This window comes from Butyrivibrio sp. XB500-5, from assembly GCF_003625505.1.
In the GTDB taxonomy this organism is placed as follows: Bacteria; Bacillota; Clostridia; order Lachnospirales; family Lachnospiraceae; genus Butyrivibrio.
On the sequence record NZ_RAIS01000005.1, the window covers coordinates 119812 to 132873 of the forward strand.

Genomic DNA, 13062 nt, shown 5'->3' on the forward strand with positions numbered 1-13062 from the left:
TTATTTTAACGCTTGTATTAAATATTCCTCTGCTTTTGTTCTCTCTTCGTCAAGTATTAAATCTACAATGCTATAATCTATATTTTCCTCAATTAACGAAAGCAATTCATCTCCACAAGAATAACTCTGAACTCTCCTACTTGAAAGATTCATCATTCCTAACAACGAATCAATGCGAGTATTCGTTGACTGCGTATTCCCTGCTTGGAACCTATTAAAGGTTAAAAATTTCTTATGATTTAGGATAGAAAAACACGTTCCATGGAACGAATCAGTTAATACATATTCTGCATTTCTGATTAAATTTACAAACTCTGAAGGTCCCACTTTATACAACTGATAGTCCCCAAAATTTTCATCACCCAATACATATTCGTCCAGATGTGGCAAGGTAACAATCTTTAAGCCAGTCTTTTCCTTTAGATTGTTAGCCATCCTTCTATGTTCTTTATTCACCCCTAAAAAATAACAGAAGATATACTCTTCTTTAACAATAGGGCTCTGCTCTTGAATGACCATCCATTCCTCAGCAGAAAACAACAATGTCGGATCCAAAACAACCTTAGCCGGTTTGTTAACCCCCAATTCCTCTATGACCTTTACCCCTGATTGCTCTCTAACCGAAATTGCATTAAATCGGTTCAGAAAATCCCTTGCCTGTTTCCTTTGATACTTTGGGATAAACGTTGTGCCAAAACTTGTTGCATAAGAAATTCGCTTAACAGGTTCAGGCACAAAAGTCAAAGTAAAATAATCATGTTCAATATTTATAGGATGCCATAGCATATCACTACCAACCACCACAGCATTCATGGTTAATGAAAGTCGAGTTAAATCTTCTCTTGTTTTATTTTGTTCTGAAAGATGGATATATTTCTTATAAAAATCATCAAACTTCTCGTTTCGAATAATTAGATCACTCAAATATTCACTATTATTTACTGCTTCTTTTTTCCCTTTATACTGTCTAATTTTCGACTTTACTATATCGAGACTACAGAACTTATGAAAATAATATCTAACCTTACTCTGTGTCATATATTTAATCGGATTTAGGCACTGAAACGTCACTGCCTCATGTCCAAGTTTTTCTAATATTTTCTGCGTTGCGTAAGCTTGTAACATACTTCCGTAATTTCTATTATAATAACAGGACGCTATCCCTACTCTCATTTCTTCTCTCCAATTAGTCAATAAAATAATGGTGGTTTTCCTGTTTTATAATCCACCTCATCATTCCTTTTTCTTAAAATTCTAGCCGGAACACCTCCGACAACCGTCCACGCATCAACGTCTTTATTTACCACTGCGCCGGCGGCTACAACAGCTCCATCTCCAATCTTTACTCCCTGCAATATCATTGCACCAGTTCCTATCCAACAGTGGTGTCCGATATGTATTGGTAAAAAATCCGCTTTAAAATCGGGATCATCAATATCATGTGAACCCGTAATCAGTTTTGCATGGGAACTAATGTTAGTGTCATGACCAACTGCAATTCCACCCCTTGCATCTAACTCGGCAAACCAACCGATTGCCACTCTATCTCCTAGTTCCAATCCTTTAGGAAGCAATATCTCAACTCTTCTACAAGGAAAACAGTTTTCGCCAAACTTTGCTCCAAGCAGCTGATAAAACCACTTTCTAATATGTCTACTGGGAAGCTTATTTATTACTCTGTTCCCCCAAAGCGTAACTGCATAGTAAACTGCTTTGTGTAGCTTGCTCATATCGTTTCCCATACTCTTATGGTAGATACGTTTGCCCTCATCTGTATATTCTCTAAACGTCTTGCCATCTTGTACTTTTATTTGATAGCTTTCCATTTACAAACTCCTATAATAATCGGCATATGATTGAGCAAGAATGTCAAAGGAAAATTCTGTGTCAAATGTTTCTATTGCTTTATTTTCCATTACTCTTTTTTCTTCTGGATGCTCAATCAGCCAATTTATTTTTTCTGCAAGCTGTTTTTCATCTCTTGGCTGAACAATTAACCCATTCTCTCCATCCTGAACTATCTCAAGTGTTCCATCAACACCTGTAGCAACTATTGTCTTTCCAACAGAGAATGCCTCAATAGGTGTTAACGGTAACCCTTCCCACAATGAAGAAAGTACTACAAGATCAAGTTGAGACATTAGATTCTGAATATCGGTTCTGTATCCAAGAAATTTCACCGGAAGTCCGGCGCTCAACACCTTCAGCTTTTCCTCGTCCTCACCTGAACCAATGATATAAAATTGTGCTTCAGGATGTTTTTCCACTACGGCATGAATTGCCCTAACATAGTATTCAAAGCCTTTTTGCTCAGAAAGCCTCCCAATATTGCCTATTAAATACTTGCCGCTTTCTCTATCATTTAGTAATTCTTGATCTATCACTATTCCATCGGTAAATGGTTTTACCGCATTGTGAATTACAGTCACATCGCTTAATCCAAACACATCATATAAATTTTTCTTTACCATCTCTCCGCATGCAATCAATGAAGCTTTCTTATATGCATATCGTGTTAATGCACGGCTATTAAAAAAAGTATTATGACTTGTGTTTATAAATTTACATTTCCTATATAACCCTGTTATCCCTACATAAAAAGCTGCCATACGATGATGCGTGTGAATAACAGTAATTTGTTCCTTTTTTACTATTTCTTTAAGCGTCTTAGCAACCGATATGATTGTAGAAGGTGCTTTGCTCGCAATATCCGGAATAGAATAATGCTTAATACCAAATGGCTTTAACTTTTCAGACGAAAATCCATCTGCCGAGAGCACGACTATTTTATTAACAAGAGGATGAAATATCTCACATAGTTGCAGAACTACATTTTCGGTACCGCCGTGTTGTGTAGACCTTGAAAAGAATAGAATATTCTGGTTCTTTAATTCCATACTATTTATCCTTTCCTGTATTTCCACGCCAGTTTGAAAATCTTCATGTCATCAATTATATACCGTTTAAACATTCTCTTAGGATCGCAGAACAAGCGATATATCCACTCTATTCCATGATCAGTCATCCAACGAGGCGCTCTTTTCTGCTCTCCTGCGATAAAGTCTATAGTTGCTCCTATAGAAAATGACATTGGAATCTGATATTTATGCATGTTCTCATATATAAATATGTCTTGCTTTGGAACACCCATGCCAACAAACAATAAATCTGACTTTGATTCTTTGAGCATGGTATTTATTCTTTGTAATTCATCTTCATCTTTTTCAAAACCAAACGGAGGCGAATACGTTCCCGCAATTATTATCCCAGGAAAATCTTGTTCCAAAATCTTAGCAGCTTTCGCCGCAACACCTTCAGCTGCCCCCAAAAGAAATACTCGATATCCCTTCTTACTTGCCAATTCACATAAATGCGGAACTAGATCCGATCCACATATTTTTTCCTTTATGGGTTTTCCATACCATTTGGCAATCCACATAAGTGGGTGGCCATCAACCAAAAGTAATTCGGCATTATCACATATTTCTTTAAAATACGGATCTCTCTCAATACGAACAATCTGATCCACATTTGGAGTGATGACATGGCCTATCTTTCGATTAATGATACAATTTTCTATATGCGTAATGGCTTGCTCTTCGGTTATATTGTCAACATACGTGTTCATAAATGGCATGCGATTTAGAGCCATGTAATTCCCTCCAATATCAACAGTTTTTATCTAGTCAAGAAAGTTTCTCCCTTGCCAACTCTTTCTCTCCAATAATCAAGAAGGTCATGCATAGTCTGCTCAAAACTAATCTCAGGCTCCCATCCGGTGTGCGCCTTAAACTTTCTACAATCCGGAACTTGAAGATCTGCATCAATGGGACGAAGCCTCTCCGGATCAGTTACAACCTTAATATCATCTTTCCTTGTGCTGTAAGAAATCAGAGTGTTCAGCGTGTCGCCTACTTCACACGTATAAGATCCGCCAATATTGTAATATTCTCCGGCAATTGGATTAACTGTTACAAGCATAAAATAAGCTCTTACCGCGTCTCGAACATCAGCATATGTTCTAAGGCTCTTAAGATTGCCTACCATAACCTTGGGCTCAATAAGTCCTGCTTCGATCATTGCAATCTGCTTTGCAAATGTAGACTCATGGAATACATCTCCTCGACGAGGTCCTGTGTGTGTAAACATACGGGTAGTCATTACTGTCATTCCATATGCTTCTGCATAGTAACGTCCCAGCAAATCTGTACCTGTCTTAGATATTGCATAAGGGCTCGCAGGATGGAATGCACACTCTTCATTGATACCCTCCTCCGGTTTCTTATCTGCTGGTATACGTCCGAAAACCTCAGAAGATGCACATACATGTATTACGGGTTTATAATTCTTATCTTCTTGCATAGCAAGCCTAAAAGCTTCAAGCAATCTGCACGTACCAAGTATATTTGTATTAAGTGTATCGATAGGTGCTGTGAAACTTGTCTGTGGATAAGACTGAGCAGCTAAGTGGAATACATAATCCGGCTTAATGCTATTAACTACATTAATAAGACTCATCTGATCATTAAGATCAGCATATTCAAAGAAAACCCTATCCTTCTTATTAACCCTATCAAGAAGATGAGTCACGTTATCCATAGGACTTCTCCAACGGCAAACACCATAAACTTCCCAATCGGTGTTTTCTAAAAGAAAATCTGCCAGGTGCGAACCCACCATACCTGTAATTCCTGTGATCAATGCTTTCATAATTCAATCTCCTTTAATTCTTTTACTATCTTTTCTGTAAATGAGTTATCCTCAACTATTCCATATTTACTTATATACAAGCTATGCATCTGAGTTATTCGTGGACGGTTTGTGAAAAAATCTTCGCCAGGCATAGAAATAGTATACTTTAGTTTACCGCCAATGAACCTGTTCAATTCATCAGCCATTCTTACTCGACTAACTAGTTCTTTTCCTGCAACATTAAGAAATGTCGGCTCGTACTTATCCCATTCAGAGGCAAAATAAGCAACAATATCAACCACATCAGAAACCACTGTTGTATTTCTGTAAAATGGATGAAAAATATCAGCAACCTCATCTTTCCGTATACAATTCAACAGATATGTATAGTACTTATCTTTTGCAGATGCAACATATGATAAGCGAATCGCTTTAAAACAAGGATTCTCTTTGAATTCATCCTCGACTGCTTTCTTCATCTTACCATACGGCGTATAAGCCTTGGTTTCGGACTCTTCGTCATAAATCATTCCTGGAATATCTCCGAATACAGCATCTGATGAAAAGAACAATACCCTACAACTGCGCTTTATAGCTTCTCTAATAAAATAACTTGTCCCTGTTACATTGATTTTCCAGCAAGCATCAAATTCTTTCGCACATTGATCCGGTCCGGAAATGGCCGCTGTAAATACAATGTAATCTATATCATCCAAGATATTATAATCAAATTTCTCAGGTTCGCTCAAATCTAAATATGCATCTGCCTTATCATTACAATCTATTCTCAAAACAGATTCTATTTTGTTTTCATTTGAAAACCTTTTAAGAATAAATTCCGCAATATATCCGGAGCTACCCACAAGTGCCGCTTTCACATCACGCCTCCCTTGGTTCATAGTTTTCAGGTGTATAGTGAACAACCTGTGTTCCACCATCTTCAAAACGGAAAGGAACATATAATAAATCATTCATCGCTTCCATGACAGCGCTTCTTTTATCCTGTTGAACATAGAAAAGAAGGAAACCACCTCCACCAGCCCCCAGAAGTTTTCCTCCTAAAGCACCAGCCTCTATTCCCTTTTCATATAAGCCATCAATAGAATCAGTGGTAATAGCTCCTCCGGTCTGTCGCTTCAATCGCCATGTCTTATCAAGAAGCCTTCCAAAGTCATCTATATCCGAATTCTTATCTTCAAGAATTAACTCTGCTTCATCCACAAGTTGATACATCTGTTTAAGTTGGTTGATCTTTTCATTGTATCCAGCCTGATTTGCTTTCTGCATTTCAGAAGAAAATCTTGTAAATCCCGTGAAGAACATCAAAAGATTATCATTAAGCTGTTTCTTACGATCCGGATGAATTATAATGGGGTGAACATCGTATGTCCCGTCTTTATTGAACTCTATTCTATTCATTCCACCAAAAGACGCAGCAATCTGATCCTGCCAGCCACCTGTTTCTTTACATAGAATTCGTTCAAGATAAATAGCCTCATCTGCCAATTTCTTCTTATCAGCATATTTTCCTTTGAGGGCATAGAATGCATTGAGCATTCCAACTGCAAATGATGATGATGTTCCCAATCCGGAACGTGCAGGTAGATCAGCCTCGTATAAAAGACGTATTTCGTGCATGTCCAACATTTTCATGGCATTTTTTATTGCCGGATGCTTGATCTCATCAACATCTGTCACATACTCTTGTGCTGAATATGTTAAATGAGTAGACCAATCAAAGAATCGAGGCAAATGCCTTACCGTTACATAGCAATACTTATCAAATGTTGTACTAAGAACAGCCCCGCCATATTCGCGGAAGAAGTTCTCCATATCTGTACCGCCACCAAAAAAACTCATTCGAAACGGTGTTTTTGTAATTATCATCGTGTCTCCAATCTATATTATTTATTCATCATTCTTAGCACTTTTAATATTGCGTGTGCTGAACTATTCGGTTTGATATCTCCGTCCATAACCATATCAATAGCTTTGCTAATTGGTATTCTCAGCACCTCAATGCTATCTTCGGACTCTTCAAGACTCTGCTCGGATACCTGTTTACAATCCTTTGCCCAAAATAGATGCATTGTATTTGTTAGTTTAGATGTTGACTCAAAAGTCGGTCCAAGATAAGTCCAGTCATTACTTTCATATCCTGTTTCTTCCAATAGTTCACGCTTTGCCGTTATCAGCGGCCCCTCTTTTCCTTCAACCATGCCGGCCGGGCATTCTGTAACCACTTCTTTACACGCATATCTATATTCGCGTGTTAAAATAATCTGATCATCTTGTGTGGTTGCCACAATAAGTGCGGCATCATTGATCGCAACAGTATAGAAATCATCAATAACTGTTCCGTTTGGAAGTTCTACCGTATGCGATTCAACTGATACAAATGGAGTTGAAAGAAGCTTGTTTGACGACTTCGTAATCCACGGTTGAATTCTATGATTCATCTAAATCTCCAAAAAATCTATCTTCCAGCATAAGACATAAACAATGGTAAACCGGAAGATGAAGTTCCTGTATCATGTAAGTCTCTGTTTCAGGGACTCTTATGCACACATCGGCAACTCCCGCTAGCTCACCACCGTCTTTTCCGGTAAGGCCGATGACTTTTATTCCAAGCGCGCGCGCTACTACAGTGGCGCTCATAACATTCATACTATTACCGGAAGTACTTATTCCAAGGAAAACATCTCCGGGGCGGCCAAAACCATATAGCTGTTGAGCAAATACACCCAAGCCATCAACATCGTTGATATAAGCAGTGGTCAGTGCCTCATGAGCAACAAGTGGAATCGCCATAAGTCCTCGTTCAAGATTCTTAGCTAAATTATCGCCTCTTATAGGATCAATATCCACTAATTTCTTTGCAAAATCCGTCGGTACAGGTCTTAAAATCTTAAACCTCTTCATCAGTTCCCCTGCAATATGCTCACTATCAGCTGCAGAACCACCATTTCCGGCAATTAGAAGCTTATGGTCGCCTTCATATGCCATTTCCAAAATCTCATATACCTTGATAATATCATCTCGACATACAGACAGCTGCGGATATCTTTCAACTAGTATGTCAACGTGTTTCATCAATCTATGTTCCATTAGTATTACCTTTCAAATACCGGCATCACTGCTATCTTTATTTCTTACAAAATCTGCTCTATTGCTTCCTTCAGATTTCTCGCAATGATATCTGCATTGCATGTGTTCTCAAGGTCATTTGATAAGAGTATAGTCTTACAACCTGCATTTTCACCGGCACCTACATCATTATCTCCATCGCCAATCATCCAAGAAGCTGTCAGATCTATATTGAAATCTTCTGCAGCATGAAGTAATAATCCGGGCTTAGGCTTGCGGCAATCGCATTCAATCTTGAGCTCTTTCACTTCACCCTCAAACCCTTTATCCGGGTGATGGGGGCAATAGTATAGTCCATCAATGTATGCTCCTTGCTTGCCCAATTCTGTTTCCATCTTCATGTGTATTGCTTCAAGCTGTTCTCTCGTCACTTCTCCCCTTGCTATAACAGGCTGATTAGTAACAACAATACAAAGATATCCACTCTCATTGATTCTTTTAACTGCTTCTGCTACACCATCTATCAGTTCAAACTGATCAATGTCCCTTAGGAATCCGACATACTTATTGATCGTTCCATCACGGTCTAGAAAAATAGCTTTCTGTTTATGGCTTAAATTCTTGCTCTCAACCACACCATTGGCGTAGTCTCTGCAAACAGCCTCATACCGCTCCGGCGTTCCCATATCTTTAACGTATTCCGGAGAGTCGTAGCAATACATACGTCCTGTATTACACAGAGGCTTCAAAAGTTGTCTATCTAAGTCGACTTTTATAGTCTTGCCTGTCTGAGGGGATTTCTCTCCCACACTAACTGCATCAATGCCTGATTGGTCGAGTAATTGCGGATCTATGACATGTAAACCTGCATTAACTCTGTTCTTGTAATAGGTTGGTCTTGAATCTTCTTTTGTAAGCCATGAAATAACTCTTCCTAAGGAATCACCCACTATCAGGCCACTGTCATAAGGATGGCTGTTAGGATGCGTGAAAAGAGTTGCAAGCACGCCACACTCCTCTTTTTTCTTCATATGTGCTGCATAGAAGCGTTTGAAATCCACATCAAAAACAGCATCAGCATTAAGCAGGAGAAATGGTTCCGTAAGTTGATCTCTCATCTTAAACAAGGCACCGGCATTCCCTAGCGGAGTGTCCTCCACAAAATATGTTATGCTCGCTCCTAATTGCTCACCGTTTCCAAAATAATCCTGAATCTTATCAGCCATATGAGAAACAGTAAGAATGATCTCTTTAAATCCCTGTTCAACCAAACTTTGTATTTCCCACTCTAGTACAGGCTTTGATTCTCCGGCTTTATTCTTAATCGGTATTAACGGCTTAGGTATATCAGGAAACAACTCAGAGATACGAGTTCCCTTCCCTCCAGCCATAATAACTGTCTTCATCTACCAATTTCCTCTATATATTCTGACATTTTTCGCTTTGCATCCTACTTAAGGTGAATTAGTCGCATCATTCAAAAAAATAGAGAACAGAACAAACAATGCCTGCCCTCTACCCTCTCTCGTCCATTGCCCACAAAAGGCATCTTCTTATAGTAAGACGCTTATAACCCAGCATCTGTCCAATCATCATATAAAAATACCCCTTATATGTTATCTTATATATCCATTATTTTCAACCGAACATCCATTCCTTTTTATGCATTGTAACGCAGTAATTTTATACAGGAGAAGTATATAATATTTTCTGCTTTTATTTAGAATCCATGTATGCCTTTACCGTATTTTTGCAAAACAGCAGTAGCCGGTCACCCGCACTACTGCTACCTGTTTCATAAACTCTTTTATAGCTTTATGTGTCAGATTCTTCCTCATCATGAAGCATTACAATTATGTCTGCAAGAAGCCTGTATTTCTCTGCCCTCAAATTACGAAAAAGGACATAGAAATAGTCAATAAAATAGGCTGCAAACGCAAAAAATAAGAAAAAACAAACACAAATTCCCGATGAACATTGCCCAGTTGATCGTATCCTGAAACGAAGCCATGACTGCCTCGTTCAGTCTGGGATTATCTTTCAAAAAGGCTAATACGTTCGCATAGGAAGATGCAGAAAACTTATCCATGGCATTTCCAAACTGCGTGATCATAATTACAAATATCGGAATAGCTAGCGTTACCATCTCTCTGATAGTCGGAGCAGATGCATCTGCGGCTCTATTATTCCTGAAATTAAGATAAAGGAGTTCCTTGATATCATCCGGAAGATTTTTATAGGACTGCCGGATTGCCTCTATCTGTTTTGGCATCGTCTTATTCCTTTTGATCAATCTGATATAGTATTTAGTAAATTTATCGATTGATGTGTCATGGATATATTTGAAAGCTTTCGGAGCTTTTTCTTTTCGCCCCAACATCTTATGCGTCATCTGTCCCCTCCCGGTTGATTTCTTCTCATAAGTCCAGAACAGTCTTTTCAATAATTCTCACATCCAAGCTGGAAGTATGGTCTAGAAAAACGACTACATACTATTATACTATGACTACTTCACCGGTGGTATCTGTTTACGGGTACATACTTTCCCGCAAGCAATGCTTTCTCCACATCGAGCGTCTTAATTGGTACCCCATTATTATCATATTTGTAATTTGGCCGAACCGCATGTATATTAAAAGATCTATATCCCACTACTGTTTTCATCCATAAAAGGTCTCTATTTGTATTTTCCATAATAAAATCGCATACATCTTTTTTTAACTCATGACCGATTATAATTCCCAACAAATCTCTTTCTTGAAACTTAAGGTGTTCTTTTGTTGATTTAGATACTATTCGCCACTCTTTTTCGTAGCTCCAACCTATCGCTTTTTTATAAAAGCTTTTTTTAATAAGTCTATCTATTCCTCCCTCGGTCTCAGTAAATTCATCTTCTCTTTTTTTACAATATTCTATCTTGTTAATTCGTCCAAATACTCCTTGTGTTGAAAAGCACAAGCACACTCCCTTATATCCGCCGGCATAATGAGCCCATAATTGTGGATTATTCCATTCTTCAGATAAAGACAATATCCTAAATGCATCTTTATGCGCTTTAATGTACTGATCCTCTTCATCCGCAGCCAATGACATTGAACATCCGGCATAACCATGAGTTTCAATGTTGATTATTTGCCCTTCTAAAGGATCATTAAGCTGATTATATGTAGGGAGGTAGATCCTATTATGATTTAGTATGTTCATTAATCTAACTAAATCCTCAGTAGAACTTAATTGCTTGTATTTGTAGATAATAGACGGAATAGTCATATTTTACTCTTACCTCGCTCAATCTTATTAATTGTCTCAATCAAATGGATCTTATATAAATATATTTTTACACTTTAATTATTCATGTACTAATACCCAAGCTCCTCTATAATCTCCACCACATCACTCATCGGATTGCACTTGACACCGCCCCATTCAGTCCCTATCTGCTTGTAATATGCCTTAAGCTGCTTAATGCGCTTCTTAGCATCTTCTAGATTTGGACGAAGAACCTCTGCGATATCCATACTCTCTTTGTATCCGTCAATGTACTTAGCAAGCTCTTTCTTAGGTTCCTTACTGTCTTTAAAAGGATGTGTGGTGTAAATAAAGTGCAATATGAACCATACTTCAATACAAGGATTTGATGCTATGAATCTTACATTCTCTGTTTTTTTCTGAAGCCTTTTTACTGTATTTATCTTTTTCTCATCAAGGTCCATATCGAGAACGATATATGCTTTATCGCCATCTTTGGTCGACAGTTCATTCTTTTTCCAGTATGAATCCATGCAATTAAGCATTCCCTTTGGATCTGTGTCCAATCCGGTATTAGCAAAACGAATTACGTACTTTCCATGCTGTTCACGAAAAGATGCAAAATACGCATATTCCGTCTTATTTCTTCCTTCTGCAGCGATGACTATAACAGGCTTTCTTTGTCGTCTGACATCATTTCTCTTTTTCTTTTGAAAAGATCTATCAGCCATTTAGAGCACCTCCTCACCACAAAGGAACGGAATTGCACCATATCTTCCTAGCAAATAGCCTTTCTCTATGTTCTCTGTCTTTCTAACAGAAAACTCATCCAGTGAATATAAGTCAGTGACACCAGTCTGATAGTCTTTCTCTGTAAAATAAATCTGATCTCTTCTGAACATATCAAGCGTCAATATTCCTGTTTCATGAGTAGTTACGATGAGCTGTGATCCTTTGCTGTTTATATCACTGTCTCTAAACAGATTAATGATGAATTTTACAAGGCTGGGATGCATACTCTTGTCTATCTCATCCAGAACAATTGTCTTACCTTTCTCAAAAGCATCCTTAAGTATTGGACCATAGAAGAACAGAAGCTGTGTTCCTAAGGATTCTTCTTGAAGTGTCAACTTATATTCCTCTTTTTTTCCGTCTTCTTTGGTTATGATATGCCCGGTTGTGATTTCCACCTCAAAGTGCTTACTTTCTTCAGATGGAAATGGTTTGCCCTGCATGAGGATTTGAAACGGAATATTATTTGCCATGATTTCTTTTGCGTCAACACTGATGCTACTTATATTGATATCCGCCTGCCGTAAAAGTTTCTTGGTAAAATCCACATATCCTTTGCTCTCATCTGTGCGATATTTGTCAAACGCAAATCCACTAAGTGTCATTACATCGGTAAATGTATCGATAGAATCCGCCAACCACTCGAATGGAATCTTGGTACATTCCACATTCCAGTTCGTTGCAGTCGCCAAGAATAGCTTGTTCGGTGTATTCATCTCATATACTGTCTCAAGCTTGGTTTTATACGCCCTGTTAAATTTGGGTGTCTCACCCTCTTTTAGATCAAATAATAGAGTTGGCTTAGCGGTTCCATAGCGATACAGATACTCTTCCGTTATCTTCTCTGCTGTCGCACTAAAGCCATATATGTACTTCTTGTTATCTCCCGCAACAAAAGTAAACTCAAAAGATGTAGGTTTATTAACGGATTCTGCGTCAAACTTAAATGGAATAACCGGTAATTTGTCGGTTACCTGCACATTATTCGAGTTTCTGACCATTAGTATCGCGACAGTTATCGCCTTGAACAGGCTGCTCTTTCCCGAAGCATTAGCCCCATATATTGCCACTGTATTGACTGCGCTGCATTTGCCTTTTTCTATTATATTTTCAGGATGCTCAGAATCTTTTGACGGCTCCATACTAAGAAAAACCTTATCTCTTATAGACATATAGTTTTCAACAGAAAACTGAATTAGCATATTCTTTCCCCTTTCTAATGCACACTACTCTCATACCAAT

General features: G+C 38.2%; 14 protein-coding genes. All 14 read right to left on the reverse strand.

All coding sequences use genetic code 11. The features are described 5' to 3' along the window. The 14 genes from D6856_RS10105 to D6856_RS10170 all read right to left on the reverse strand — a co-directional run bounded on the left by D6856_RS10105 (position 1) and on the right by D6856_RS10170 (position 13022). Positions 1 to 1173 (reverse strand): polysaccharide pyruvyl transferase family protein, encoded by a 1173-nt coding sequence (locus tag D6856_RS10105; RefSeq protein ID WP_120686778.1) that lies wholly within the window; start codon positions 1171 to 1173, stop codon positions 1 to 3. Positions 1174 to 1190: 17 nt separating this feature from the next. Beyond that, on the reverse strand, positions 1191 to 1826 hold the full coding sequence (locus tag D6856_RS15440; RefSeq protein WP_120686779.1) for an acyltransferase: 636 nt from the start codon (positions 1824 to 1826) through the stop codon (positions 1191 to 1193). After that, entirely contained in the window at positions 1827 to 2897 is a 1071-nt protein-coding gene (locus D6856_RS10115; protein ID WP_120686780.1) for a glycosyltransferase family 4 protein, read from the reverse strand. A gap of 5 nt (positions 2898 to 2902) precedes the next feature. Continuing rightward, positions 2903 to 3652, reverse strand: coding sequence for a WecB/TagA/CpsF family glycosyltransferase (locus D6856_RS10120; protein ID WP_243114072.1), 750 nt, complete (start codon positions 3650 to 3652; stop codon positions 2903 to 2905). A 26-nt stretch (positions 3653 to 3678) separates the two neighbouring features. After that, on the reverse strand, positions 3679 to 4710 hold the full coding sequence (locus tag D6856_RS10125; RefSeq protein WP_120686781.1) for a GDP-mannose 4,6-dehydratase: 1032 nt from the start codon (positions 4708 to 4710) through the stop codon (positions 3679 to 3681). After that, positions 4707 to 5570, reverse strand: a complete 864-nt coding sequence (locus D6856_RS10130) for a sugar nucleotide-binding protein (RefSeq protein ID WP_158588906.1) — start codon at positions 5568 to 5570, stop codon at positions 4707 to 4709. The genes D6856_RS10125 and D6856_RS10130 overlap by 4 nt, the downstream gene beginning before the upstream one ends. Before the next feature lies 1 nt (position 5571). Continuing rightward, the gene (locus D6856_RS10135) at positions 5572 to 6579 is read right to left on the reverse strand and encodes a GHMP family kinase ATP-binding protein (protein WP_120686783.1); all 1008 of its coding nucleotides are present in this window, start codon (positions 6577 to 6579) and stop codon (positions 5572 to 5574) included. A gap of 17 nt (positions 6580 to 6596) precedes the next feature. Continuing rightward, positions 6597 to 7151: an NUDIX hydrolase gene (locus tag D6856_RS10140; protein WP_120686784.1), complete on the reverse strand. Its 555-nt coding sequence runs from the start codon at positions 7149 to 7151 to the stop codon at positions 6597 to 6599. Beyond that, the gene (locus tag D6856_RS10145; protein ID WP_120686785.1) at positions 7141 to 7800 is read right to left on the reverse strand and encodes a D-sedoheptulose-7-phosphate isomerase; all 660 of its coding nucleotides are present in this window, start codon (positions 7798 to 7800) and stop codon (positions 7141 to 7143) included. Before D6856_RS10145 ends, D6856_RS10140 begins: the two co-directional genes overlap by 11 nt. A gap of 44 nt (positions 7801 to 7844) precedes the next feature. Continuing rightward, the gene (gmhB, locus tag D6856_RS10150) at positions 7845 to 9170 is read right to left on the reverse strand and encodes a D-glycero-beta-D-manno-heptose 1,7-bisphosphate 7-phosphatase (RefSeq protein ID WP_330544291.1); all 1326 of its coding nucleotides are present in this window, start codon (positions 9168 to 9170) and stop codon (positions 7845 to 7847) included. Positions 9171 to 9694: 524 nt separating this feature from the next. Then, the gene (locus D6856_RS10155) at positions 9695 to 10171 is read right to left on the reverse strand and encodes a hypothetical protein (protein WP_120686787.1); all 477 of its coding nucleotides are present in this window, start codon (positions 10169 to 10171) and stop codon (positions 9695 to 9697) included. A gap of 119 nt (positions 10172 to 10290) precedes the next feature. After that, positions 10291 to 11049 (reverse strand): DUF2971 domain-containing protein, encoded by a 759-nt coding sequence (locus D6856_RS10160; RefSeq protein WP_120686788.1) that lies wholly within the window; start codon positions 11047 to 11049, stop codon positions 10291 to 10293. Positions 11050 to 11138: 89 nt separating this feature from the next. Then, positions 11139 to 11759, reverse strand: a complete 621-nt coding sequence (locus D6856_RS10165) for an RloB family protein (RefSeq protein ID WP_120686789.1) — start codon at positions 11757 to 11759, stop codon at positions 11139 to 11141. Continuing rightward, complete coding sequence (locus tag D6856_RS10170; protein ID WP_120686790.1) at positions 11760 to 13022, reverse strand: AAA family ATPase; 1263 nt, start codon at positions 13020 to 13022, stop codon at positions 11760 to 11762. It abuts the gene before it with no gap. Between the last annotated feature and the right edge of the window lie 40 nt (positions 13023 to 13062).

Coding starts and splice junctions, on each gene's coding strand:
- D6856_RS10105 (WP_120686778.1), bottom strand. CDS start 1,173: ATGAGAGTAGGGATAGCGTCCTGTTATTATAATAGAAATTACGGAAGT.
- D6856_RS15440 (WP_120686779.1), bottom strand. CDS start 1,826: ATGGAAAGCTATCAAATAAAAGTACAAGATGGCAAGACGTTTAGAGAA.
- D6856_RS10115 (WP_120686780.1), bottom strand. CDS start 2,897: ATGGAATTAAAGAACCAGAATATTCTATTCTTTTCAAGGTCTACACAA.
- D6856_RS10120 (WP_243114072.1), bottom strand. CDS start 3,652: ATGGCTCTAAATCGCATGCCATTTATGAACACGTATGTTGACAATATA.
- D6856_RS10125 (WP_120686781.1), bottom strand. CDS start 4,710: ATGAAAGCATTGATCACAGGAATTACAGGTATGGTGGGTTCGCACCTG.
- D6856_RS10135 (WP_120686783.1), bottom strand. CDS start 6,579: ATGATAATTACAAAAACACCGTTTCGAATGAGTTTTTTTGGTGGCGGT.
- D6856_RS10140 (WP_120686784.1), bottom strand. CDS start 7,151: ATGAATCATAGAATTCAACCGTGGATTACGAAGTCGTCAAACAAGCTT.
- D6856_RS10145 (WP_120686785.1), bottom strand. CDS start 7,800: ATGGAACATAGATTGATGAAACACGTTGACATACTAGTTGAAAGATAT.
- gmhB (WP_330544291.1), bottom strand. CDS start 9,170: ATGGCTGGAGGGAAGGGAACTCGTATCTCTGAGTTGTTTCCTGATATA.
- D6856_RS10155 (WP_120686787.1), bottom strand. CDS start 10,171: ATGACGCATAAGATGTTGGGGCGAAAAGAAAAAGCTCCGAAAGCTTTC.
- D6856_RS10160 (WP_120686788.1), bottom strand. CDS start 11,049: ATGACTATTCCGTCTATTATCTACAAATACAAGCAATTAAGTTCTACT.
- D6856_RS10165 (WP_120686789.1), bottom strand. CDS start 11,759: ATGGCTGATAGATCTTTTCAAAAGAAAAAGAGAAATGATGTCAGACGA.
- D6856_RS10170 (WP_120686790.1), bottom strand. CDS start 13,022: ATGCTAATTCAGTTTTCTGTTGAAAACTATATGTCTATAAGAGATAAG.